This is a genomic window from Hufsiella arboris (assembly GCF_009834875.1).
In the GTDB taxonomy this organism is placed as follows: domain Bacteria; phylum Bacteroidota; class Bacteroidia; order Sphingobacteriales; family Sphingobacteriaceae; genus Hufsiella_A; species Hufsiella_A arboris.
Genome location: NZ_WVHT01000001.1, coordinates 151,822 through 177,105, shown reverse-complemented (window position 1 = coordinate 177,105; position 25,284 = coordinate 151,822). Strand labels below are relative to the sequence as shown.

At 44.4% G+C, this 25,284-nt stretch carries 16 protein-coding genes; 15 read left to right on the top strand and 1 reads right to left on the bottom strand.

Annotated features, from left to right (window positions below; all coding sequences use genetic code 11):
• Positions 1–326: 326 nt before the first annotated feature.
• From GS399_RS00765 to GS399_RS00710, 12 genes are all read left to right on the top strand, one after another.
• Positions 327–3,314, top strand: coding sequence for a SusC/RagA family TonB-linked outer membrane protein (locus tag GS399_RS00765; protein WP_160842599.1), 2,988 nt, complete (start codon positions 327–329; stop codon positions 3,312–3,314).
• A gap of 11 nt (positions 3,315–3,325) precedes the next feature.
• A complete protein-coding gene (locus GS399_RS00760) occupies positions 3,326–4,957 on the top strand; it encodes a RagB/SusD family nutrient uptake outer membrane protein (protein WP_160842598.1) in 1,632 nt (543 codons plus the stop codon).
• 167 nt (positions 4,958–5,124) lie between these two features.
• Positions 5,125–6,795: a glycoside hydrolase family 28 protein gene (locus GS399_RS00755; protein ID WP_160842597.1), complete on the top strand. Its 1,671-nt coding sequence runs from the start codon at positions 5,125–5,127 to the stop codon at positions 6,793–6,795.
• Positions 6,792–8,708: a glycoside hydrolase family 88 protein gene (locus tag GS399_RS00750; protein ID WP_160842596.1), complete on the top strand. Its 1,917-nt coding sequence runs from the start codon at positions 6,792–6,794 to the stop codon at positions 8,706–8,708. The genes GS399_RS00755 and GS399_RS00750 overlap by 4 nt, the downstream gene beginning before the upstream one ends.
• Positions 8,705–9,733: a pectate lyase gene (pelA, locus tag GS399_RS00745; protein ID WP_160842595.1), complete on the top strand. Its 1,029-nt coding sequence runs from the start codon at positions 8,705–8,707 to the stop codon at positions 9,731–9,733. Before GS399_RS00750 ends, pelA begins: the two co-directional genes overlap by 4 nt.
• Before the next feature lie 10 nt (positions 9,734–9,743).
• Complete coding sequence (locus GS399_RS00740; RefSeq protein ID WP_160842594.1) at positions 9,744–11,264, top strand: tagaturonate reductase; 1,521 nt, start codon at positions 9,744–9,746, stop codon at positions 11,262–11,264.
• A 2-nt stretch (positions 11,265–11,266) separates the two neighbouring features.
• A complete protein-coding gene (locus GS399_RS00735) occupies positions 11,267–12,913 on the top strand; it encodes a UxaA family hydrolase (protein WP_160842593.1) in 1,647 nt (548 codons plus the stop codon).
• A gap of 44 nt (positions 12,914–12,957) precedes the next feature.
• Positions 12,958–14,403, top strand: coding sequence for a glucuronate isomerase (gene uxaC, locus GS399_RS00730; RefSeq protein WP_160842592.1), 1,446 nt, complete (start codon positions 12,958–12,960; stop codon positions 14,401–14,403).
• Positions 14,396–15,415: a sugar kinase gene (locus GS399_RS00725; protein WP_160842591.1), complete on the top strand. Its 1,020-nt coding sequence runs from the start codon at positions 14,396–14,398 to the stop codon at positions 15,413–15,415. Before uxaC ends, GS399_RS00725 begins: the two co-directional genes overlap by 8 nt.
• Positions 15,412–16,068: a bifunctional 4-hydroxy-2-oxoglutarate aldolase/2-dehydro-3-deoxy-phosphogluconate aldolase gene (locus GS399_RS00720; RefSeq protein WP_160842590.1), complete on the top strand. Its 657-nt coding sequence runs from the start codon at positions 15,412–15,414 to the stop codon at positions 16,066–16,068. The genes GS399_RS00725 and GS399_RS00720 overlap by 4 nt, the downstream gene beginning before the upstream one ends.
• Before the next feature lie 20 nt (positions 16,069–16,088).
• Entirely contained in the window at positions 16,089–17,453 is a 1,365-nt protein-coding gene (locus GS399_RS00715; protein ID WP_160842589.1) for an MFS transporter, read from the top strand.
• Positions 17,454–17,502: 49 nt separating this feature from the next.
• Entirely contained in the window at positions 17,503–19,128 is a 1,626-nt protein-coding gene (locus tag GS399_RS00710) for an NADP-dependent glyceraldehyde-3-phosphate dehydrogenase (protein WP_160842588.1), read from the top strand.
• A gap of 42 nt (positions 19,129–19,170) precedes the next feature.
• On the opposite strand, the gene GS399_RS00705 is transcribed toward GS399_RS00710, so the two are convergent.
• Entirely contained in the window at positions 19,171–20,193 is a 1,023-nt protein-coding gene (locus tag GS399_RS00705) for a LacI family DNA-binding transcriptional regulator (RefSeq protein WP_160842587.1), read from the bottom strand.
• 101 nt (positions 20,194–20,294) lie between these two features.
• Here GS399_RS00705 and GS399_RS00700 point away from each other — a divergent pair, with 101 nt between their 5' ends.
• The 3 genes from GS399_RS00700 (at position 20,295) to GS399_RS00690 (ending at position 25,230) form a co-directional block, all read left to right on the top strand.
• Positions 20,295–21,776 carry a xylulokinase gene (locus tag GS399_RS00700; RefSeq protein WP_160842586.1) on the top strand — a complete coding sequence of 494 codons (1,482 nt, stop codon included), beginning with the start codon at positions 20,295–20,297 and terminating at the stop codon, positions 21,774–21,776.
• A 380-nt stretch (positions 21,777–22,156) separates the two neighbouring features.
• Complete coding sequence (xylA, locus tag GS399_RS00695; RefSeq protein WP_160842585.1) at positions 22,157–23,488, top strand: xylose isomerase; 1,332 nt, start codon at positions 22,157–22,159, stop codon at positions 23,486–23,488.
• 74 nt (positions 23,489–23,562) lie between these two features.
• On the top strand, positions 23,563–25,230 hold the full coding sequence (locus GS399_RS00690) for a sodium/sugar symporter (RefSeq protein ID WP_160842584.1): 1,668 nt from the start codon (positions 23,563–23,565) through the stop codon (positions 25,228–25,230).
• Positions 25,231–25,284: the final 54 nt, after the last annotated feature.

The window sequence follows — 25,284 nt, the reverse complement described above, 5'->3', positions numbered from 1 at the left end:
TTAAGGGATTAGAAAGGGAGGTCGGGAGGCCTCCCTTTTTTGTTTGTAGCGGTACTCGCCGACTGACTTTGAATCACCCGGTGAGTATAAGAAACCCTGCAGAGCAGTCTATCCTAACGCCTCCTGTAACAATCTTTTAGTCAGGTTTTGTGAAGCTCGTTCGATCGGTTTTATGCGCAATCGTTCCCGGTAACGATTGCGTAGAATTAGTTCCCGCTTTTCTTTATTTAACCTTTTATAGTTTTTAGATTGCTTGTAACTAACTGTAAATAAGCAGTCCGGGAGATCCCAATGCCCGGCAGAAACCTATTCTAACTAACCTAAAGATGAAAAAATTTTATTATTTTCTGGGAATCCTGTTTTTGTTCTCAAACTTAATTCAGGCACAAACAAGACAGGTAAAGGGCATTGTTTCAGCAGAGACAGGCGAAACACTTCCTGGCGTAAGTGTAAAGCTAAAGGGTAACGCCTCGGGCACAAGCACTGATGCAAAGGGCAACTTTAGCTTGACCGTTCCTGACAACAATGCCGCTATTCTGATATTTTCCTATGTGGGATTTAAAGAACAGGAGGTGGCGGTCAATAAGCGATCGCAAATCACTGTTGTTCTTAGTTCGGATACCAAATCCTTAAATGAGGTTGTTGTTGTCGGTTACGGAACGGTTCGAAAGCGCGATCTAACAGGCTCTGTTGCATCGGTTAAAGGTGAAGAGATCAACAAAGTTCCTTCTACCAGCGTGATGGAATCGGTTCAGGGAAAAATTCCGGGAGTTGATGTCACCCGTACCAGCGGAGCAGCCGGAGCCAATTCAACGGTTACAATTCGGGGTAATCGCTCAATTACGGCGAGCAATGGCCCCTTATACATTATTGACGGCGTTCAATACCTCGGTGCGGGGGCAAATCCTCAACAGGATATAAGTCCGAACGACATCGAGTCAATGGAAGTATTGAAAGATGCTTCTTCAACCGCGATCTATGGCGCGCGAGGCGCAAACGGCGTTATCATTATTACTACAAAAAAGGGTGCTATCGGCCAGGCGAAAATTTCTTTTAACAGTTACGTCGGTGTTTCTCATGTTGCAGATTATCCAGAAGTATTAGATGCACAGGGTTATGTTGATTTGAAGCGTGAAGCAAACCGTACAAATAACCGATGGAACAGCGAGGCCGATGACAAAGTGATATTTAACAGCAGTGAGCTGGCAAACATTGCCAGCGGCGCAGTTACAAATTTTCCAGATCTGTTGCTACATAATGGTTTACAGCAAGATTATGAGCTGGGCGTACAAGCCGGAACGGATAAAACAAGCATTTATCTTTCTGCGGATTATTACAATGAAAAAGGTTTGTTTAAGCTGGACAACCTCGACAGATATTCCGGTCGTTTTAATATTGATTACACGTTCAATAAATATTTTAAGATTGGTGCGCAAAACCAGATCACCTATTATGACCAGGATACAAGGCGAGATCCTTTGAATCTTGCCACTAAAATCGACCCGCTGACTCCGGCTTATAATCCCGACGGCTCGTTAATCATTTATCCAAATCAAGGTAAAGACATCAGCCCTTTAGCAGATGAACAGCCGGACGCTTATCAAAATAATTCGCTGACCTCACGCTTGTTCTCAGTTGGCTATATCGAGCTGAAACCGGTGACTGGATTAACATTGAGGTCAAACGTAGGGATAACTTTAACTGGTTTCAGAAGAGGAATCTATGCATCGCCCAATACAATTGACAGGAATGGCTCTGCATCCCAGGCAAGCCAGTTAAATGCTAATAACCGTTACATCAGCTGGGAAAACATTATTACCTACCAAAAGCAGATTAAGCAGCATTCATTTACCCTAACAGGCGTTACAAGTTACCTGACTAACAAAGCCGATTCAAGCTCGGCCCAGGGACGAAACCAGTTGCTATCCTCACAATTATATTACGGACTCGCAAATGCGCCTGACAATGTTGCAATAGCAAGCAGTTACGGTAAAGAAACGACCATTTCGTTTGCCGGCCGGCTTAACTACAATTTTAAAGGTAAATATCTTTTAACCTTGACAGGGCGCGGTGATGGTTCTTCAAAGCTCGCCGAAGGTAATAAATGGGCCTTTTTCCCATCGGCCGCCGCAGCCTGGCGTGTGTCTGACGAGGCTTTTATGCAAAAGCAAAAGGTTTTCAGCGATCTGAAGTTAAGAGTGAGCTACGGGCTTGCAGGAAATGATGCGGTTCCGAAATATGCAACGCAGGGTGTCCTGTCGAAAATACCAATGTCATTCGGCGAAGCTTCCGCTTCCGGTTACGGATATAATCCAAAAGCAAAAAATCCGGACCTGCAATGGGAATATTCCAAAACCTTCGACCTCGGATTTGACGTGGGGTTTGTTGATAACCGCATCTCGCTAACGATGGATTATTATAATACCTCAACCGATCGCCTGTTGCTACTTCGCTCGCTTCCTCAAAGCAGCGGCTACGACAACATTGTTCAGAATGTAGGTAAAACGCATAATCGTGGCTTTGAATTAAGCTTAAGTACAACAAACATAGCTAGCAAGAATTTACGCTGGACATCAAATATCTATTATTACAGGAATAAGGAAGAAGTAACAGACCTGGTTGGAGGGGTGCAGAACCTGAATATCGGGTCAGCCTCAAATCCGCGGTTCCTTGTTGTAGGTTACCCGGTTAACAGTTTTTACGATTATCAGAAAACCGGCATCTGGCAAACTAACCAGGCAGATGCCGCCGCCGCGTTTGGACAAAAGCCCGGTGATATCAGTGTGAAAGACCAGAATGGCGACGGTAAGATTACTGCACTTGATGACAGGGTGGTTGTTGGGTCGCAGGTTCCGGTTTGGAGTGGTGGTTTTAACAATGATCTGCGATACAAGGGGTTTGATTTTAATATTTACTTCTACGCCCGTATCGGACAAACGATCAACTCCGAGTATTACGGAAAATATGATCCGCAGGGTATTGAAAATAGTGCGAATATTCATTACTGGACTCCTGAAAATCCAAGCAACGAGTATCCGCGCCCCAATTCAAATCTTTCGAAGGCAACAATGCTATACACATCTACGCTCGGTTATAGTAAGGCATCGTTTGTTAAACTGCGCAGTGCTTCGATCGGTTACACAATACCGTCAGCTCTTCTTAAAAAGATCTATGTAAGAAATTTAAGGGTTTATGTTACCGGAAAAAACCTTGGATACTTTAGCAAGATAAAGGATTTTGATCCGGAAACTTTGGGAGCATTCGCTAATCCGCTGCCCCGCACCTTTATGGCAGGAATCAATTTAGGATTTTAATAACCACGACAATGAAACGTACGAAATTATATATATCAATCTTTTTCCTCTTTCTAACCTTGTTTTCTTGTAAAAAGCAACTGGAGGAATATAATCCAAGTGGTTTAACAGATAATGCGGTCTTCTCAACACCAGCAGGCTTCGAAACACTCGTAAATGCGACGTACTCTTATGCCCGCTGGTGGTACGGTAAAGAGTATGGATACAGTATTGCGGAGATGGGAACCGACTTGTGGGCTAGCGGCGCCGGCGATGTTTACCCGGACCTGACCAAATATGTTAATCTTCAGTCCGGTCAGGAAGCTTTAGGTGTAGAATGGAAGCAGCTTTACGCAGCTATTAATTTATGTAACACGGGAATAAATAACATCGATAAGGTAGGATATCCGGCTGATAAATTAGCCATCAGAAAAGCCGAACTCTCGTTTTTGCGGGCATTTTACTACTGGCATATCGTAGAAACCTGGGGCGACGTGAATTTCACAACTCAGGAAACTGTCGGTGTTTTAACAACGGCCAACCGAACTCCCGTCGACAAGTTCTACGAGCAGATATTTGCCGATTTGAATTTCGCGGTAGCAAATTTGCCTGCAACCACAGCAGACTATGGCCGTGTGACCAAGCCGGCAGCAGAGGCCTTTCTGGCACGAATGTATTTAACACGTGGAAAAAATCAGGAAGCTGCTGATTTAGCCAAGAAAGTCATTACATCTTATGGTTTTGCGCTTCAGCCAAAGTACGCCGATTTATGGCGCATGGATAACCTGCAAAATAAGGAGGTGATCTGGGCGGTTAACTATTCGGCTAATCTGGCGTTGGATGACCGCACTGATCCTGTTTTGTACCCGACCGGGCACCCAAGAGGCGCTCATAACGGTCATCTTCTTTTTATAATGAAGTATGATGACCAACGTGGAATGGTACGCGACATTCCCAACGGCCGACCATTTAACCGGTATATGCCGACACTCTTTTACCTGAACTTATTTAATACAGCCGATGATTCAAGATATACCGGGAGCTTTAAACAGGCATGGATCGCCAACAAGGTCGATGCGACCTATGGTTTGAAAATTGGAGATACGGCGGTTGTGTGTTCGCGCGACGTGTTGAGCGGGACCGGTAAAAAATATATCGTTTACGATCGCAATACCGTTTATGATGCTGCTGGCCTGCCAAAAGACCGTCAGCATTATGTCTCACTCAATAAATTTGATGATCCGACACGACCAACTGTCCAGGAAGAGGAAAGTGCCCGCGACGCCTTTGTAATTCGGCTGGCCGAAATGTATCTCATTGTAGCAGAAGCTGATTTGAATCTCAATAATACCACTGAGGCGGCAACATATATCAATACAATTCGTACGCGGGCGGCCATACCCGGGCACGAGGCCGTTATGCAGGTCTCTCGGGCGCAAATTACACTCGACTTTATTCTGGATGAACGCGCGAGGGAACTCGGGGGCGAACAACTCCGTTGGTTCGACTTGAAACGCACAGGAAAATTGATTGAACGTATCAAAGCGTATAATCCAGACGCTGCAGCAATTCAGCCATTTCACCTTGTCAGGCCGATACCGCAATCGCAAATCGATGCTGTTACGAACAAAGATGAGTTTAAACAAAATCCCGGATATCAATAGCAGATGCATAATAACTCCCGCCCGCAAAAGCGGGAGTTTATTGTATTGTAAACGCCGTTTCCGGCAACGTTTGCGTAAATTTTTAAGCCTCTTAAGTCTTTATTTCGTTTTAAACGATGTAGAATTGTTTCGTAAAGCTAACCAGCTTATATAACCTCTGTTTAATAATGGTGAAAAAAAGATCACTTCTTTTTATTGGTTTGTTTGCAGCGTTCACAATTGCCAACGTCAGCGCGCAAAACAAACAGGAAGTTTATTCCTGGAATAATCTTCCCAAAATTCAGTCGCCGGTTTTTAAAACCGATACGTTCAATATCGTAAAATTTGGTGCCGTTCCTGACGGAATAACCTTGAATACCAAAAGTATAAACGCGGCAATCGCAGCCTGTAATGCAAAAGGAGGGGGCGTAGTACTTATTCCGGGCGGCCTTTGGAGCACCGGCCCGGTTGAACTAAAAAGTAATGTAAATCTGCACATTGTTCGCGACGCCATTTTACAGTTCACGGATGATTTTTCTCAATATCCGTTGGTTGAAGGAAATTGGGAGGGCTTACCGCAAATGCGGAATCAATCGCCTTTGTATGCCAATAATGCCGAAAACATCGCTGTTACAGGTTCAGGTATCGTTGACGGTAACGGTAATGCATGGCGCATGGTAAAAAAAGATAAGCTTACGGAATCGCAATGGAAGAAACTTGTGGCTTCCGGTGGCGTAGTCGGTGAAGATCAGCGCACCTGGTATCCGTCAGAAGAAACGTTAAAAGGCTCGAAGCTTAAAAATCCGGGTGCTATTTCTCCCGAAAAGGACGCAGCTTTCTTCGCGTCTATCAAAGATTTTCTTCGTCCGAATCTACTGGTGTTTAGCAATTGCAAAAAAGTGTTGCTTGAGGGCGTAACTTTTCAGAATTCACCGGCCTGGTGCCTGCATCCAATATTATGCACGGACCTGACAGTTAAGAATGTTTATGCAAAAAATCCCTGGTATGCCCAGAATGGCGATGGCATTGATGTGGAATCGTGCAGAAATGTGCTTATTGAGAATAGCACGTTTGATGTTGGTGACGACGGCATCTGTATCAAATCAGGGCGTGATGAAGCTGGAAGGAAACGCGGCGTTCCTACGGAAAACTTAATTGCACGCAATAATGTCGTCTATCATGCGCATGGCGGATTTGTGATAGGAAGTGAAATGAGTGGCGGAGCACGCAATTTGTTCGTATCAGATTGTTCGTTTATTGGAACCGACATAGGTTTACGGTTTAAAACAACCCGTGGCCGTGGTGGGGTAGTCGAAAAGATCTTTGCGAAAAATATCAATATGAAGGATATCACCGGAGAAGCAATACTTTTTGATATGTATTATATGGCACAAGATCCTATTGCCCTTGCAGGCGAAAAGCGAACGAATCCAAAGGTGCAGTTATACCCTGTAACAGAAGCGACACCTGTATTCAGAGAATTTACTATCAGCGATATTACTTGCAATGGCGCCAGTAAAGCGGTGTTTGTTCGCGGTCTGCCCGAAATGAGTATCAGCAATATTTCTTTTGAAAATATGGTGATCAAATCCGAAAAAGGCATCGACCTGCAGGAGGCGAAAAATATCAGTTTCAAAAATATACACCTGATTTCAGCCAGCTCACAGCCGTTGGTGAACGTACAAAATACCAGTGACCTGAAAGTTGATAAATTGCAGTTCTCTTCGGCAGAAACGTTGTTTAAGATTTCGGGTATTAAAAGTAAAAATCTGCTTGTGAGCAATACGGATACGAATAAGGCGAAATCAAAAACGGAGTTTGCTGACGATGCATCCAATAAATCATTAACGATCAAATGAAGTTTCATCTGTTTAGGAAAAGAACGCAGCTGACCTTGGCGTTGTCAGCAATGATATCGGGGGCGTTTGCCCAGCCGCTTTCTGAAAAACTTGCCACTACGGTAATGAGAGTTTGGCCTGATTCGGCGAGTATGCCCGCAAAGTGGTCGTATGACCATGGTGTAATGCTTGAAGGGGTCGATGCTGTTTGGAAAAACACTGCCGATGGAAAATACTTTGCTTACATGCAAAAAAGCATGGATGCTTATGTAGGCGCTGACGGTTCTATCAGAAGCTATAAAGCGGAAGATTATAATATTGACAACGTGAAAAACGGGCGTACGCTGCTTACCCTGTATAAAGTAACGGGCCAGAAGAAATATTTCAATGCAGCCACACTGCTTTGGAACCAGTTAAAAAAGCAACCCCGCACTAATGAGGGTGGTTTTTGGCATAAGAAGATTTATCCTAACCAAATGTGGCTCGACGGTCTGTATATGGGAGAGCCTTTTTACGCGGAATATGCCGCCTATATTCATGAAGATAAAGCTTTCGACGACATAGCAAACCAGTTCATCTGGATGGAGAAGCACTCACGCGACCCAAAAACTGGTTTGTTATACCATGGCTGGGACGAATTAAAGGAGCAGCAGTGGGCAAACAAAACAACCGGTATGTCGCCTAATTTCTGGGGTAGGGCCATGGGCTGGTACGGAATGGCTATTGTTGACGTTCTGGACTACTTTCCGGCCGATCATCCAAAACGGGCGGAATTACTTGCAATTTTGAATCGATTTGCGGCCGCTGTAAAAACCGTTCAGGATACTAAAAGTGGATTGTGGTATGACCTGCTGAATATGCCGAACCTGAAAGGTAATTATCACGAGGCCTCAGCCTCAGCAATGTTTGTATACGCTCTTGCCAAGGGAGTTCGGAATGGCTATTTGCCAGCTTCCTATCTATCTGTTGCTAACAAAGGGTTTAACGGAATAAAAAAGGAATTTATAAAAACGGATGCATCTGGTCAAACCGATTTCGAGGGGACGGTTAGCGTGTCAGGGCTCGGTGGAAAGCCTTACCGCGATGGCAGCGTTGCTTATTACCTGAAGGAAAAAGTTGTATCCAATGATGGTAAAGGATTAGGTGCGGCAATAGTTGCTGCTGCGGAAATGGAACTGGCAGCCGCTCCAAAGCCTGGCGCTGGCAAAACCGTGTTACTCGACAATTATTTCAATAACGAATTTTACAAGGAGCCTTTAACAGGAAATACAGAGCCGTTTCATTATCTATGGCACGAGCGTGATAACAATGGATTTCAGCTATTAGGAAGTTTCTTCACACGTATAGGCGCTAAGCTCGAAACGTTGAAAGGTGCTCCCACGGCTGCCACGTTAAAAAATGCCAGCATCTATATTATCGTAGATCCCGACAGTAAGAAAGAAACCGAAAATCCTAATTACGTTCAGCCGGAAAATATTAAACCAATTGCCGACTGGGTTAAAAACGGCGGCGTTTTGTTACTCATGGGCAACGATTCGCTTAACTGCGAGCTGCCGCATTTCAACAAGCTTGCGGAAACATTCGGCATTCATTTCGATCAGACGAAAATCACTAACCACGTGGTCGGTAACGACTTCGCCGCCGGAACCATCGATATAGCTCCGGGTAACGACATTTTTAAAGAAACCCGTAAAGTGTATCTGAAAGATATCGCTGCACTCGAATTAAAAAAGCCGGCAAAGCCCATGCTTACATCAAAAGGAAACGTGATTGTCGCCAGCGCAAAGTATGGCAAAGGAACTGTTTTGGCCGTAGGCGATCCCTGGTTATATAATGAATACACCGATGGCCGAAGAGACCACGATTACGATAATTCAAAGGCTGCAAAAGAAATTACATTATGGCTGGTAAAACAAGTGCCCTTAAAAAAATGAAGATCTGTCGATATTTAATATATAGCCTGTTACTGCTGCCGTTTGGCCTGAAATCACAGGTAAAAAGAGATTCAATAGCGGATAGAATGCTTGTTTACCAGTTGAGCAATGGTGGCTGGCCTAAACAGTTGGACAATAAAAGCGCGGTGAATTACGATCTGCCATTAACCGAAACTCTTAAAACAGAGATTAAAAATACAGGCTATCTGCACGCCACTATCGACAACCGTGCTACCAGCCGTGAAATTAACTATCTTGTTAAGGCTTATCAGGAAACTGGCAATAAAGATTACCTCGCAGCGGCCGAAAAGGGAATTGACTTTATTCTGAAGGCTCAATATGATAACGGCGGCTGGCCGCAGTATTTTCCTGATAAAAGCATCTACCGTGCCGAAATTACCTATAACGATGATGCGATGATAAATGTGCTGACCATCCTTCAGAATATTGCGACGCAAAAAAACGGTTTTGACGCTGTTGAGAAATCTTATGTGCCGAAAGCGCAGGCAGCGGTACAAAAAGGGATCGACTGTATTTTAAAGACACAGGTCGTTCAAAACGGTACCAAAACTATCTGGGCGGCTCAATACAATCAGGAAACACTGCAGCCGGCAAAGGCGCGCGCGTTTGAGCCAGCCTCACTGAGTACTTCAGAATCCGTTGGAGTTGTGCACTTTCTGATGAAGATAAAAAAGCCTACACCCGAAATCTGCGAAGCAATTAAATGTGCAGTAGCCTGGTTCGATAAAAATAAGATCGCAGGTTATAACTTTGAGCGCGTGGCCGACAGTTCAATGCCCAAAGGTTTTGATGTAAAATTGGTGCCGAACGCTGACGGAGTAGTGTGGGCCCGATTTTATGATTTAAACTCTAATCAGCCGATATTTGGTGATCGCGATAATACGATAAAAACGAATCTGGATGATCTGATTTATGAGCGTCGAACGGGCTACGCCTGGTACGGCAGCTGGGCTAAAAAGCTGATCAGAACCGAATATTCAGAATGGAAGCTTAAATACAATTAACAGCAGTAACATGAAATTGTCACAAGAAAACCTTCAAAATATATCAAATCCCGGGATTACCGTGCCGGAGGTAAAGCTGTTCGAACTGCCTGAAAAAGTGCTGCAGTTTGGTACTGGAGTTCTGCTTCGCGGTCTGCCGGATTACTTTATCGATAAAGCTAATCGCCAGGGAATTTTTAACGGACGGATTGTTGTTGTTAAATCAACCGGGAATGGCTCGTCCGATGCTTTTTCGGAGCAGGATTGCCTGTATACACTTTGCGTCCGGGGAGTTGTGAATGGAGAAAAGGTGGAAGAAAATATTATAAATTCTTCCATCAGCCGCGTGCTTGCAGCGAAGGATCAGTGGAATGAAATTGTAGAAGTTGCTAAAAGCGCCGATCTACAGGTCGTTATATCAAATACCACAGAAGTAGGAATAACGTACTTGGAAGAAGATGTAAAAAGCGGTCAGGCCCCTATTTCATTCCCGGGCAAACTGCTTGCGGTTTTATTTAACCGGTACCAGGCATTTAATGGAATTGAAAGCCAGGGGTTAATTATCATCCCAACCGAGCTTATCCCCGGTAACGGAAAAAAATTGAAAGGCATAGTACTGGAACTGGCTCGTTTCAACCAGTTCGACCAGGAATTTATTGACTGGCTTAGCACTGCAAATACATTTTGTGATTCATTAGTTGATCGGATTGTTCCCGGAAAACCGGATCCCGCTTCATTAGCTAAGCTAACAGCAGAACTTGGTTACGAGGATAACTTGCTGAGTATGGCCGAAGTTTACCGCTTATGGGCTATCGAAGGTAACGAAAAGGTGAAGAACGTTTTGAGTTTCGCGCAAGCCGACGATGGTGTAATCATAGCTCCCGACATTGAAATCTACCGGGAGCTGAAATTGCGCTTGTTAAACGGAACACATACGCTAAGCTGCGGCCTGGCTTTTCTGGCAGGTTTCAAAACTGTTAAAGATGCAATGGATGACGAGTTGATGAGCAGTTTTATTTCGAAATTAATGCTTGAGGAAATCGCTTCAGCGATACCTTATGAAATGAGCGCGGAAGAATCAAGAAGCTTTGCATCAAAAGTGCTTGACCGTTTTCGCAATCCGGAGATAAAACATGAATGGATTGCTATAACCATGCAGTACAGCATGAAAATTAAAATGCGTATTGTGCCGGTGTTGCTGAACCATTATCGGAAATCTGCTTCGGTGCCCGTCAAAATTGCATTTGGATTTGCCGCATATCTGCTATTTATGAAAGGCGTAATTAAAACCGGCGATGATAAGTTTTATGGTGAATTTAATGGTGAACGTTATTTGATAAATGATGATCAGGCTGAGTATTTTTACGAGCAATGGGAATATCTGAACGAATCGGAGCTTGTCTACGGAATACTGTCCAACGTTAGTTTATGGGGCGAAGATTTATCTGCATTGCCGGGTTTTGAGGCAGCTGTGGCCGAAAATCTTAAAGCATTTCAGGAAGGTGGGGTTTTAACCGCGCTGAAGGGATTAAGTGCGGAAATCGAAAGTTAAAAATGGGAAATAAGATGTTAAAACTGCATCCTGACGATAACGTGTTGGTTGCGTTGCAGGATTTAAGAAGCGGGGAAACAGTATCGCTTACAGGGATAACGTACACGCTGGTGGAAGACGTGCCGGCGAAGCATAAGTTTTTTATGCAGGATATGAAAGCTGGTGATGGGATCACGATGTACGGAGTATTAGTGGGTAAAGCACAATTTGACATTCCGGCCGGGTCGCGCATGTCAACAGAAAATACCAAACATGCAGCCGAGCCCTTCACTTTCCGGCCTTCAACGTATCAATGGAAGGCTCCGGATATTTCAAAGTTCGCTGGCCGGACATTTAATGGTTATCTGCGAAGCGATGGGCGCGTTGGAACAGCTAATTACTGGTTGTTTATTCCAACCGTTTTTTGCGAGAATAGAAATCTTGATGTGATTCGGGAAGCTTTACATAACGAATTAGGCTATGCGGTAACTGATAAATATAAATCATATACCCATCACCTGGTTGAAGCATATAAGGAACGTGGCAATTTGGCCGATGAGAATATTTCTTTTCCATCTGCTTTGGCTAACCGTGAGAGCCGTGTTTTTAAAAATATCGATGGAATTAAATTTTTAAACCACCAGGGCGGCTGCGGCGGTACAAGACAGGATGCTGCAATTTTAGGTAAATTGCTGGCTGCTTACGCAGATCATCCCAATGTAGCTGGAATCACAGTATTGAGTTTGGGCTGCCAAAACCTTCAGGTTCAGGATTTTCAGAACGATCTGTACGCGCGGAATCCTCATTTCAACAAGCCGCTTTTTATCTTTGAACAACAATCGTCGCGCAGCGAGGAACAACTCATTCAGGATGCGATCCGTAAAACTTTCGAAGGCCTGATTGAAGCCAATAAAATCGAACGTCAGCCGGCGCCTCTCAGTCAGTTGTCATTAGGCGTGAAATGCGGAGGAAGCGACGGTTTTAGCGGTATAAGCGCCAATCCCGCTGTTGGTTATACAGCCGATCTGCTGGTCGCGTTAGGCGGTAAAGTTTTGCTGGCAGAGTTCCCGGAGTTGTGCGGTGCGGAGCAAGGACTTATTGACCGAACAAAAGATGAAGCAGCGGCCAAAAAATTCATTCATTTAATGACCGCTTACAACAAAGCCGCGCACGAAGTTGGGTCCGGCTTTGAAAATAATCCTTCACCGGGAAATATTAAAGACGGCTTAATTACGGATGCTATTAAAAGTGCCGGAGCTGCAAAAAAAGGCGGCACATCACCTGTTGAAGATGTGCTTGATTATACGGAACCCGCTACAAAAACCGGGCTTAACCTTGTCTGCACTCCCGGAAATGATGTTGAAGCGACTACGGGTAAAGCTGCTGCCGGAGCAACACTGATCCTGTTTACGACCGGACTAGGCACTCCGACAGGAAATCCGGTTTGTCCGGTAATAAAAGTTGCCACGAACAATGCATTGGCAAAACGGATGGCCGATATTATTGACATTAATACCGGCCCTGTCATTGAAGGTGAAAAGACCATTGAGCAAATGGGAGAAGAAATTCTTGAATATTGCATCAAAGCTGCAAGTGGCGAAGTAATACCGAAAGCGGTTCTGCTTAATCAGGATGATTTTATCCCCTGGAAACGTGGTGTAAGCTTGTAAATGTTAATCTCAAATCTAATATCTAACATCCCTAATCTATATTGATGAAGACTTTTTTAGACGAAAATTTTCTCCTGCAAAATAAAACAGCAGAGCGATTATACCATGAGTATGCAAAGTCATTGCCGATAATTGACTACCACAATCACCTGATTCCCGAGCAGATTGCCAACGATATCAACTTTGAAAATCTTACTCAAGCCTGGCTTTACGGAGATCACTATAAATGGCGCGCAATGCGTGCGAACGGCATCAATGAAAATTTTATAACCGGTTCTGCGAGTGACGTTGAAAAGTTTCAGAAATGGGCTGAAACAGTGCCTTATACGATGCGTAACCCTCTTTATCACTGGACGCATCTTGAATTGCAGCGATATTTCGGTATCAGCGAATTGCTTTCGGGGAAATCCGCTTCTGCGATCTATGAAAATGCAACCGAAAAACTTAAATCGCCCGCATACTCAATAAAGGGCCTTATACGCAAAATGAACGTAGCCGCCTTGTGTACAACTGATGATCCGCTTGACACACTTGAGTATCATCAGCAAATCGCTGGCGACGGTTTTGAAGTAAAGGTATTGCCAGCGTTCAGACCGGACAAGGCAATGAATGCTGACGATGTATATGCGCTGAATACTTATATCAACAAGTTAGAAGAAGTGGCGGATGCGTCAATTTCAAACTTCGCCGAATATTTAGCGGCATTGAAAAGTCGTCATGATTATTTTGCTGCTAATGGCTGTTCAGTTTCTGATCACGGGTTGGAACAGATTTACGCGGAAGATTATACAGATGAAGAAATAGAAACAATTTTTAGCAAAATACGAAGCGGACAAAGCATCTCGACATACGAAACACTGCAATTTAAGTCGGCGATGCTTGTTTATTTCGCCTGGTGGGATCATGAGAAAGGCTGGGTTCAACAATACCATTTGGGTGCCCTGCGCAACAACAACCGACGTATGCTGAGCTTGTTAGGCACGGATACCGGCTGGGACTCGATCGGCGACTTTAGCCAGGCGAGCCAGTTGTCGAAGTTTCTTAATAAACTGGATTCTACAGACCAACTCGCGAAGACGATTATTTATAACCTTAATCCCGCCGATAATGAGTTGATCGCCACAATGATTGGCAATTATAACGACGGCTCTGTTGCGGGAAAAGTGCAGTTCGGCTCCGCCTGGTGGTTCCTGGATCAAAAAGATGGAATGATCAAGCAACTGAATGCTCTTTCGAACATGGGCCTGATCAGCCGCTTTGTTGGTATGCTGACAGACTCCCGCAGTTTCCTGTCGTTTCCGCGGCACGAATATTTCCGGCGCATAGTTTGCAATCTGTTTGGCGAGGAAGTTGAGAATGGCGAGTTGCCTAACGACATCGAATGGATTGGTAAATTGATCGGTGATATATGTTATAACAATGCCAGCAATTATTTCAACTTTTCAAGGGCTTCGTCGGGAGAACTGTTAACTTCGGTGAACAATGGATAAAGGAAAGGGGAAAATTCTTTCATTCGGGGAGTTATTATTGAGGTTTACGCCTGATGCAAGCGGCAATTGGCTTAAGGAAAATCGCCTGCCATTCTTTGTCGGAGGTGCCGAAGCAAACGTTGCAACGGCCCTGGCTTTATGGAATATTCCATCTGCATACCTCACGGCGGTACCCGAAAATGCTGTTACTGAACAACTTATCAGTTACCTGGATGAGCTGAAAATAGATACCTCACCGATTGTCAAACAGGGTGAACGTTTGGGTACTTTCTATCTCACAAAAGGAAAAGATATGAAGAATGCAGGCGTCGTATACGACAGGGCTTATTCTTCTTATTCACAATTGCAGTCCGGACAGATCGATTGGAATGAAGTATTCGCGGATGTTGAGTGGTTTCATTTCAGCGCTATTTGCCCGGCTCTTACGCAAAATGTCGCCGATGTTTGCATGGAGGCTTTACAGGCCGCAAAAAAGAATGGTGTAAAGGTTTCTCTTGATCTTAATTATCGCGAGAAGCTATGGAAGTATGGAAAGCAGCCGATAGAAATTATGCCTCAGCTGGCGCAGTACTGCACACTCATCATGGGTAATATCTGGGCGGCGAATAAAATGCTCGGAATTGAAATCGATGAGCAAAAGATTACCTCTGGCAGCCGGGAAGGCTATCTCGCGCAGGCGGAGCAGACCTCGAAAGACATTATAGAAAAGTTCCCTCTGGTCAGGATTGTCGCCAATACATTTCGCTTCGATAAAGAAAGCAGCGTAAATTATTATTCGGCAATGTACGCCGATAGTAAGCTCGTGGTATCGGCTGAATATAACTCCGACAACATCCTGGACAAGGTAGGCAGCGGCGATTGTTTCATGGCCGGCTTGCTTTACGGCGATTACAATGGACTTTCGAAAGAGGACACACTCGCGTTTGCGACAGCAGCGGCTTTCGACAAGTTGTTCATCCCAAGCGACGCGACAACCAGTTCGGTAGAAGATATTAAAAATAGAATGCAATGAAAGATCAGATAGTTGAAGCCATTATCAAACAGGGCATGCTACCTTTATTTTACCAGGACAGTGGAGAAGATAGCGTTGAAATACTTAGAGCTTTATACAAAGCTGGCGTTCGTGTATTCGAATATACCAACCGCGGAACTAAAGCACTCGAGAATTTTTCGCTGCTGAAAAAAGTACGTGATGCCGAGATGACCGATTTATTCCTGGGTATCGGAACGATAAAAAGTAAGCAGGAGGCGCTTGATTTTATAGCAGCCGGAGTTGATTTCATCGTTGCCCCGATCATTAATCCTGAGGTTGGCGAACTTTGTAACCAGAGAGGTATGTTATGGATCCCGGGCTGTATGACACCTTCGGAAATATTTTTAGCACAGCAACATCAGGCGGCTATTATCAAAATTTTCCCTGCTAATATTTTAGGCGCTGAATTTATATCTTCGATTCGTGAACTTTTTATCGGGCAAAAATTTATACCAACCGGCGGCGTGGAAGTCGAAGCGCAAAATATCAGCAAATGGTTTAAAGCGGGAGTTTGTGCGGTGGGCATGGGAAGCAAGCTGATCAGCAAGGACGTGATAGAAAACAAAAAATACGACGAGCTTTATCAAAATACTAAACTTGCGCTTCAGCTTGTGAGCGAAAACAGAAACTAAACCAAACTCCCAACCTAATTATGAATCAAGAAAAGATAGGTAAATACCGCTGGACGATTTGTGCGTTGCTGTTCTTTGCCACCACTGTCAATTACCTGGATCGCCAGGTCTTAAGCCTTTTAAAGCCATCGCTGGAAAAAGAGTTTAACTGGACAAACAGCGATTACGCGGATATAGCGGCCATGTTTCAGTTTGTGTATGCGATATCCATGCTTTTTGCGGGTCGTATCATCGATAGGCTGGGAACAAAAAAGGGATACGCTTTGGCTATTATAATCTGGTCGCTGGGCGCGATAATTCATGCTTTTTCGGTGCCTATCGGCAATACACTGTCAAACTTACTGGGAGTTTTAGGTTTCACGGGACTCTCTGCATCTATCCTGGGTTTTATGTTTTCGCGTGCTGTTCTGGGATTTGGAGAATCCGGAAATTTTCCGGCAGCGATTAAAGCTACGGCGGATTATTTTCCCAAAAAGGAACGCTCGCTGGCTACAGGGATTTTTAATTCGGGAGCGAACGTTGGAGCTGTTCTCGCGCCGATTAGTGTTCCTTACATTGCCGAGGCCTGGGGTTGGGAGATCGCTTTTCTTATCATTGGCGCGATCGGTTTTATATGGCTGATTTTCTGGGTAATTTTTTATGAGAAACCGGAAGAGCAAAAGCGTATGTCAAAGGCCGAGCTCGACTATATTAACAGCGATGCTGAAAATCAACCCTTGCCAATTGCAGATATCGAACCTGAGAAAGTTTCGTGGTTTAAGTTACTTGGCTATCGGCAGACATGGGCCTTTACTATCGGTAAATTCCTGACCGACGGTGTTTGGTGGTTTTTTCTGTTCTGGCTACCTGCTTATCTGAACGATCAATATGGCATGTCGGGAACTGCAGTAACAATACCGCTGGCAATTCTCTACAGTATGACCATGGTTGGCAGTATCGGTGGTGGGTATTTTCCTGTATATTTTATCAAAAAAGGCTATCTAGTTTATGATGGCCGGATGAAAGCTATGCTTATAATTGCATTGTTCCCGGTTGTCGTTTTAGGAGCACAGCCTTTGGGTCATATTAGTTTTTGGTGGCCGCTATTTCTGATAGGAATTGGTGCCGCGGCGCACCAGGCATGGTCAGCAAATATTTTTACGACAGTATCGGATATGTTTCCGCGAAAAGCTGTAGGATCGGTAGTTGGGATTGGTGGAATGGCTGGTGGTATTGGAGGCGTTTTGATCACTAAGATCGGGGGTGCGCTGTTCGATCATTACAAGGCGCTTGGCCACATCGAGACCGGTTACACCATCATGTTTACCTATTGTGCGCTGGCATATTTAATCGCCTGGGCGATTATGAAATTGCTGGTGCCAAAAATGAAGCTGATACATTTATAACACGGGAATTTCCGTACAAACCAATTCAATATATAAAAGTTATAGCATCATGAGTTTTTCTGATCAGTTGATGGCGTCTTTCGTGCAAGAAAGCCAGATTCCGCAGGAATTTCTTTTGGAACAAGAAATTCATCAAAAAGAATATTTATGCGACGGAGAAATGCGAAAGTGGGAAGGTGGAGTTAGTGAAGTGTTTTCGCCGATTTACGTACAAACCGCTGACGGGCTTAAACGAAAGTTTATCGGATCATACCCGGTATGTACCGAAACAGAAGCGATGGAAGCTCTTGAAGCTGCAACCAAGGCTTATGATAGCGGTCGCGGCGAATGGCCAACCATGAGCATCGATCAGCGCATTAAATGTCTTGAGAAATTCACCTACAAAATGATCGAACAAAAAGATCTGGTAGTGAAACTCATCATGTGGGAGATCGGTAAATCGTTTGCTGATTCAACCAAGGAGTTTGACCGGACAGTCGAATATATTCACTCAACGATCGATGCACTGAAAGATATGGACCGTGAGTCATCGCGGTTTGAGATCCACGAAAATGTAGTTGCCCAGATCCGCCGCTCTCCGCTGGGAGTTGTACTTTGCATGGGGCCATTCAATTATCCGTTAAATGAAACATATACTACGCTGATTCCTGCAATCATAATGGGAAACACGGTATTATTTAAACCGCCAAAACACGGTACATTACTTCACTATCCGTTGCTGAAAGCTTTTCAGGAAGCGTTCCCAAAAGGAGTAGTGAACAGTATTTACGGGCGGGGGGCTAATATTATTCCTGGGTTAATGAAATCGGGCAAGATCAATGTGCTCACACTGATCGGCTCGAGTAAGGTTGCAAACGATTTAAAAAAATTGCATCCTAAAGTGAACCGACTTCGGGCGGTGTTAAGCTTAGATGCAAAAAATGCTGCTATCATTACGCCCAATGCGGACCTGAAAGTTGCCGTGGAAGAAACAATTCTGGGCGCTTTGTCCTTCAATGGACAGCGTTGCACAGCTTTAAAGATAATCTTTGTGCATAAACAGGTTGCTGATGAGTTTTTGAAAAAATTGAGTGATGCCGTTGCTGCTTTGAAAATGGATATGCCTTGGGTGAAAGGCGTTAATATCACGCCGGTTGCCGAACCTGACAAACCGGCTTACATACAGGAATGCATTGATGACGCGATCGCCAACGGTGCTGCTGTTGTTAATGAACATGGTGGTGAGATGGCCGAATCGCTGATATTTCCTGCAATCGTTTATCCTGTAAACGAGAGGATGAAACTTTATCGCGAGGAGCAGTTTGGTCCGGTCATCCCGGTAATTCCTTACGAATCGATCGAGGAACCGATCGAGTATCAGATTAACTCGGCACATGGCATGCAGGTGAGTATTTTCAGTAATGATCCTGAAGAGGTTTCGTCTTTGATCGATCCGTTTGTGAACCTGGTAAGCAGGGTTAATATCAACAGCCAGTGCCAGCGTGGTCCGGATGTTTATCCGTTCACCGGCAGGAAAGATAGTGCTGAAGGAACCCTGTCTGTGGTAGATGGATTGCGTTCGTTTTCTATCCGCTCACTTGTCACGACAAAAATGAACGACGCCAATAAACATCTGTTTAACGAGATCGTGAGTGATGGCGATTCAAAATTTTTGAGCACCAAGTTTATTTTCTGATTTGAATTAATTTATAACCGGCGATAGAAATTGCCGGTTTTTTTATGCTTTTTTCCTTCGGGACGACTCCCGCGCAAGCAAAATCGGATCAAGCACAATGGTGTTCGGAGCGCTGGCGTAGCGTTTTTCTTTATCGGCTAATTCCAGGAACAGGCGGGCTGCTTCTTCACCCATTTTTATCGTTTGCTGCTCAATTGTCGACAGGGACGGCGTTACATACTGACTGAAACTTTCATTAGCGAAGCCGATTATGCCAATTTTGCCAGGCACATCGACACCGCTTTCTTTGAGCTTCTGCAGCGCGCCTAAAGCTGTAAAATCTTCCACCGCGAATATGGCGTCGGGTTTTTTTGAAAGCAGCAAAGCGGTACATTCTTTCCCGGATTCGAGCGAAACGTCACCATAGGCGATTAAGTCCTCATTTACGGCAATGCCATAGGCTTTCAATGCATCTTTATATCCACGAAGCCGGTCTTCGAAAATCTTTATCCGTTGCTTGGCCGAGATATGTGCAATGCGCCGGTATCCTTGTTTGATCAGGTGTTCAGTCGCGATATATCCGCCTTTATAATCGTCGATAGTAACCGACGGAACTTTCAGTTCGCTGTTTGAACGGTCGAAGAATACAAGCGGCTTGTTCTGCTTTTTTATTTCCAGGAAATGGTCGAAGTTTTTAGTTTCAAACGCGATTGAAGCAATTATTCCATCAACCTGCGATTGTAAGAAAGTCTGTACGCCTTTTACTTCCTGGTTATATTGCTCACCCGATTGATACAATAAAATGTTATAACCGTTCTCATTAAGCACTTTCTCAATGCCGTGTACCACCGAGCCGAAAAAATGAAGCTCGGCGCTAGGTATCAGGATGCCGATATTGTAAGTTTTCCCGGAGCGCAGTGATGAGGCCAGTCTGTTTTGGCTATAATTCAGCTTTTTCGCCATGTCACGCACCAGCGTTTTTGTATTTGTACTGATCGCAGGATGATCATTCAGCGCTCTGGACACCGTTGAAACCGTGGTGTTAAGTTCACGGGCAATATCATGTATGGTTACTTTTCTGCTCAAGGGAGTTATTTCTGCACAATTTTTAATAAAAATTTGACAAAACCAAATTTTGGCCTACTTTTATGCAAACGATTGCACAACTAGCCACTTATTAAAAACTCATGCTGTTATTAGGAATTGATGTCGGTACATCCTCAATCAAAGTTTCAGTGGTTGACTCTGGTACTCAAAAAACAATAGTTTCTGCTCAATATCCGGAAAAGGAAACGGAAATTAAATCACTTAAAACCGGGTGGGCCGAGCAGTCGCCTGAAATGTGGTGGGAACATGTGCAGCAAGCTATTTTAAAAGCTAATGCCTACGGTCTGTATAATCCACATGAAATTGCAGCTATTGGTATAGCTTATCAGATGCACGGCCTGGTTGTAGTCGATAAAGCTCAGGCAGTTTTGCGTGATTCGATTATCTGGTGCGACAGCCGTGCAGTCGAGATCGGCGAGAATGCTTTTGACAGCATCGGACACGAGAAATGCCTGACTCATCTGCTTAATTCTCCGGGAAATTTTACCGCATCGAAGCTGGCATGGGTTAAACAGAATGAACCGGAATTATACGAAAAGATCGATAAAATAATGCTTCCGGGCGATTTTATTGCTATGAAACTGACCGGCAATATAACAAGTTCTGTATCCTCCTTATCAGAAGGCGTATTTTGGGATTTTCAGGAAAAAAGCCTTTCGGAGGATGTCTTTAACACTTATGCGTTTGACAAAAAGCTTATCCCGGAAGTTAAACCTGTGTTTTCCGAACATGGCTATGTTACAGCGGAAATAGCCGCCTCTCTTGGCCTGAAGGCCGGTATCCCGGTTACTTATAAGTCGGGTGATCAGCCTAATAATGCGCTTTCGTTGAATGTTCTAAAACCTGGGGAGGTGGCGGCGACAGCTGGAACATCAGGCGTGATTTACGGAGTTAGCGATCAGCTTACTTATGACAAGGAATCGCGGGTGAATTCTTTCGCACATGTCAATTATTCAACGGAAAAACCAAGTATCGGGGTGCTTCTTTGCATAAACGGAACAGGTATTTTGAATCGCTGGGCAAAAAATATATTTGGCGCCAACATCTCCTACCACCAAATGAACGAGGAGGGCCAAACGATCCCGGTAGGCAGCAAAGGTTTAAGAATACTGCCTTTCGGTAATGGTGCAGAGCGTATGCTGAACAACCGGCAGGTTGGAGTCCATTTTCATAACATCGACCTGAATACACACACGCATGCGCATATTTTCCGCGCTGTGCAGGAGGGAATTGCATTTGCATTTCGTTACGGATTGGACATAATGCGTGAAAACGGTATGAGTCCGGCCGTTATAAAAGCCGGAAGAGCGAACCTTTTTTTAAGCGACCTTTTTACAGAGGCTTTCGTCAATTCAACTGGAGTTCCGGTAGAGTTGTATGAGAACGACGGCAGCGTCGGCGCAGCATTTGGTGCAGGTATAGGGGCGGGTTTATTATCTGAATCGACCGCTTTTGACAATACGAAGTGCCTGAAGATTATCGAACCAACAATTACCGGCGAATACGAACCGGTTTACCAGGAATGGAAGGCGTTGTTACTTAAGCAGTTGGATGCTGGGTAGAGTTGGGGAAGGGGAATTGGGGAGTTTGGAATACAGGAAGTCGGTAAGTCCGAAAGACGAAAATAGAGGTTAAAAAAGTCGGTAAGTTAGGGAGTGCAATGATGCAGAGAAAACAGGTTGACGAGCGTAATTTGGATGTCCTCTGTGAGATAAACGGGATTGAAGCGGATACCGGCCCGGTGATTAATGCCTGAGCAGTATGAGCGTAAAGCCCGGCTAAAGATCCAATGAAATGCTGCAGGTGCTTTTCAAATTAATATTCTTTTCATAGGTGAAAGAGCTATAAATTTTAATTATTGAACTGTGGAGACCGTTAATCACGCTGTTCAAGCCAAAAGCTAAATCATAATCTACAAATCAAAAAAATAAATCAACATACTATGTCAAAAATTGTAACCGGAGAGACTGAATATTTTAAAGGCATCTCTCAAATTCAATTCGAAGGATTGGAAAGCAACAATCCGCTTGCTTTTCGCTGGTACGATGAAAACCGGGTGATAGCCGGAAAAACGATGAAGGAACACTTCAGGTTCGCCTGTGCTTACTGGCATTCGTTCTGTGGAAACGGGTCAGATCCGTTTGGCGGGCCAACCCATATTTTTCCATGGGATACGAAAGCTGACGCGGTAGAGCGTGCGAAAGATAAGATGGACGCGGCGTTTGAATTCATCACCAAGATGAACATCCCGTTTTATTGTTTCCATGATGTGGACGTAGTTGACTACGGAAACGATGTTGTAGAAAACGAGCGCCGCCTGCAGGCTTTAGTTGACTATGCAAAGCAAAAACAAGCTGACAGCGGCGTAAAGCTGCTGTGGGGCACGGCAAATCTCTTCTCTCATCGCCGGTATATGAATGGCGCTTCAACAAATCCTGATTTTCATGTGCTGGCACACGGCGCGGCGCAGGTTAAAGCAGCATTAGATGCGACGATTGCCTTAGGCGGCGAAAATTATGTCTTCTGGGGTGGTCGCGAAGGCTATATGAGTTTGCTGAACACTAACATGAAACGCGAGCAGGAGCACCTTGCGAAATTTTTACACGCAGCGAAGGATTATGCCCGCAAGCAAGGGTTCAAAGGGACATTCTTTATCGAGCCAAAACCATGTGAGCCAACGAAGCATCAATATGATTATGACGCTGCGACGGTGATCGGCTTCTTAAGGCAATATGAATTATTGAACGATTTTAAACTAAACCTCGAGGTAAACCATGCTACTTTGGCTGGTCATACATTCCAGCATGAGTTGCAGGTAGCAGTTGATGCCGGCTTACTGGGTTCGATCGACGCAAACCGCGGAGATAATCAGAATGGCTGGGATACCGATCAGTTCCCGAATGATTTGAACGAACTGGTTGAATCGCAACTGATCATCCTTGAAGGCGGCGGCTTGCAAGGCGGTGGTGTGAATTTCGACGCTAAGATTCGCAGAAATTCAACTGATCCGGCTGACCTGTTCTATGCGCATGTTGGTGGAATGGATAATTTCGCGCGTTCGTTGGTAATTGCCGACAATATCCTGCAACAATCCGATTACAGAAAGATTCGCGAAGAACGTTATTCATCGTTCGACAGTGGTAAAGGGAAAGAGTTTGAAGACGGTAAATTGTCATTAGAACACTTAAGGGACTACGCAATTGAAAAAGGCGAACCAGCGGTAATCAGCGGCAAACAGGAGTACCTCGAAAATCTTATTAACAGATTTATTTGATAATAAATAGATTTGGTTATTTTAGGACGGTTTTTCAAACCCCGTTAAACCTAAATCTAAAAAACTAATTATAAATGAAGACTCTTGACACGAAAGACTACATTGTTTTCCTGATCTATTTCCTCATCGTTTCGTTCTACGGACTGTGGATTTATAACAAGAAAAAATCGCAGGCCAGCGGTTCCCACGATTATTTCCTTGCAGAAGGATCATTAACCTGGTGGGCTATCGGCGCATCACTTATCGCTTCAAACATTTCAGCCGAGCAATTTATCGGGATGAGTGGTTCGGGCTTTAAAATGGGCCTTGCCATCGCAACCTACGAATGGATGGCAGCGGCAACGCTGGTTATCGTTGCGGTGTTTTTTATTCCCGTTTATTTAAAGAATAAGATATACACCATGCCACAGTTTCTTAGCCAACGCTATAACGGAACTGTCGCGATGATCATGGCTGTTTTCTGGTTACTGCTTTACGTAGTGGTCAACCTGACGTCTATTTTATATTTAGGTGCGCTTGCGGTGAGTGCGATTTCGGGCTTTAATCTTACTTTCTGTATGTATGCGATTGCAATTTTTGCGATCATCATTACACTGGGAGGTATGAAGGTTATCGGTTATACCGACGTTATCCAGGTGTTCTTCTTAATACTTGGAGGTTTAGCTACAACTTACCTGGCATTAAACCTTGTTGCGGAACATTACGGGACAACAGGCGTGTTAAATGGATTTAGCCTGATGACAACGCATGCCAATGAGCATTTCCACATGATTTTCAAAAAGGATAATCCTAACTATATTGATCTTCCGGGTTTAACCCTGCTGGTTGGTGGTATGTGGATCGTGAACTTAAACTACTGGGGTTGTAACCAGTACATCACACAACGGGCATTGGGTGCAGATTTACCAACCGCTCGCGGAGGTATTTTATTTGCTGCTTTCCTGAAGCTCCTGATGCCGATCATCGTGGTAATCCCTGGTATCGCTGCTTACGTTCTGTACAAAGAAGGCGGATTCCAGAGCGAAATGATACAGGGTGGCGAAGTAAATCCGGACAGGGCATACCCGGTTCTGCTGAACTTACTGCCTGCCGGATTGAAAGGCTTATCATTTGCTGCTTTAACCGCAGCGGTGGTAGCATCACTTGCCGGTAAGGCGAACAGTATCGCGACGATCTTTACCTTAGATATTTTCAAAAAAGTGATCAAGCCGGATGCAAATGAGAAGGCCCTCGTTAATACAGGAAAAATTTCAGTTGTTGTAGCAATGATTTTAGGAGTTGTAATCGCGCCTCACCTGGGTATCGATAAAAAAGGTGGTTTCCAATATATCCAGGAGTATACCGGATTCGTTTCTCCTGGTATTTTCGCGATGTTCATTCTGGGTTTCTTCTGGAAAAAAGCTACTTCGAACGCAGCGTTGTTCGCAACTATCGGCGGTTTTATCGCTTCGCTTTTCCTGAAATTCCTGCCTGGCATGATGGATCTGTCTTTCCTTGCACCATTCGGATTTGCCGTGCCGGTTAACGGAGTTTATGAAATACCTTTCCTTGACCGCATGGGCTTCGTATTTGTTTTCTGTATCATTGGTATGTATATCATTAGTATGATCGAAAACAGTAAAGGAACCCGCTCACATGGTTTGGAGGTTGACACTAAAATGTTCAAGACAACCCCTGGCTTCGCGATTGGCGCCATTGTTATTGGCGTGTTACTAACTGTTTTATATACAATTTACTGGTAAGCACTTTAATTCTCCACTTATACCTCGAAAGCATCCCGATAGGGATGCTTTTAT

Coding starts and splice junctions, on each gene's coding strand:
- GS399_RS00740 (WP_160842594.1), top strand. CDS start 9,744: ATGAAATTGTCACAAGAAAACCTTCAAAATATATCAAATCCCGGGATT.
- xylA (WP_160842585.1), top strand. CDS start 22,157: ATGTCAAAAATTGTAACCGGAGAGACTGAATATTTTAAAGGCATCTCT.
- GS399_RS00720 (WP_160842590.1), top strand. CDS start 15,412: ATGAAAGATCAGATAGTTGAAGCCATTATCAAACAGGGCATGCTACCT.
- GS399_RS00725 (WP_160842591.1), top strand. CDS start 14,396: ATGGATAAAGGAAAGGGGAAAATTCTTTCATTCGGGGAGTTATTATTG.
- pelA (WP_160842595.1), top strand. CDS start 8,705: ATGAAGATCTGTCGATATTTAATATATAGCCTGTTACTGCTGCCGTTT.
- GS399_RS00755 (WP_160842597.1), top strand. CDS start 5,125: ATGGTGAAAAAAAGATCACTTCTTTTTATTGGTTTGTTTGCAGCGTTC.
- GS399_RS00710 (WP_160842588.1), top strand. CDS start 17,503: ATGAGTTTTTCTGATCAGTTGATGGCGTCTTTCGTGCAAGAAAGCCAG.
- GS399_RS00765 (WP_160842599.1), top strand. CDS start 327: ATGAAAAAATTTTATTATTTTCTGGGAATCCTGTTTTTGTTCTCAAAC.
- GS399_RS00760 (WP_160842598.1), top strand. CDS start 3,326: ATGAAACGTACGAAATTATATATATCAATCTTTTTCCTCTTTCTAACC.
- GS399_RS00735 (WP_160842593.1), top strand. CDS start 11,267: ATGGGAAATAAGATGTTAAAACTGCATCCTGACGATAACGTGTTGGTT.
- GS399_RS00700 (WP_160842586.1), top strand. CDS start 20,295: ATGCTGTTATTAGGAATTGATGTCGGTACATCCTCAATCAAAGTTTCA.
- GS399_RS00750 (WP_160842596.1), top strand. CDS start 6,792: ATGAAGTTTCATCTGTTTAGGAAAAGAACGCAGCTGACCTTGGCGTTG.
- GS399_RS00715 (WP_160842589.1), top strand. CDS start 16,089: ATGAATCAAGAAAAGATAGGTAAATACCGCTGGACGATTTGTGCGTTG.
- GS399_RS00690 (WP_160842584.1), top strand. CDS start 23,563: ATGAAGACTCTTGACACGAAAGACTACATTGTTTTCCTGATCTATTTC.
- uxaC (WP_160842592.1), top strand. CDS start 12,958: ATGAAGACTTTTTTAGACGAAAATTTTCTCCTGCAAAATAAAACAGCA.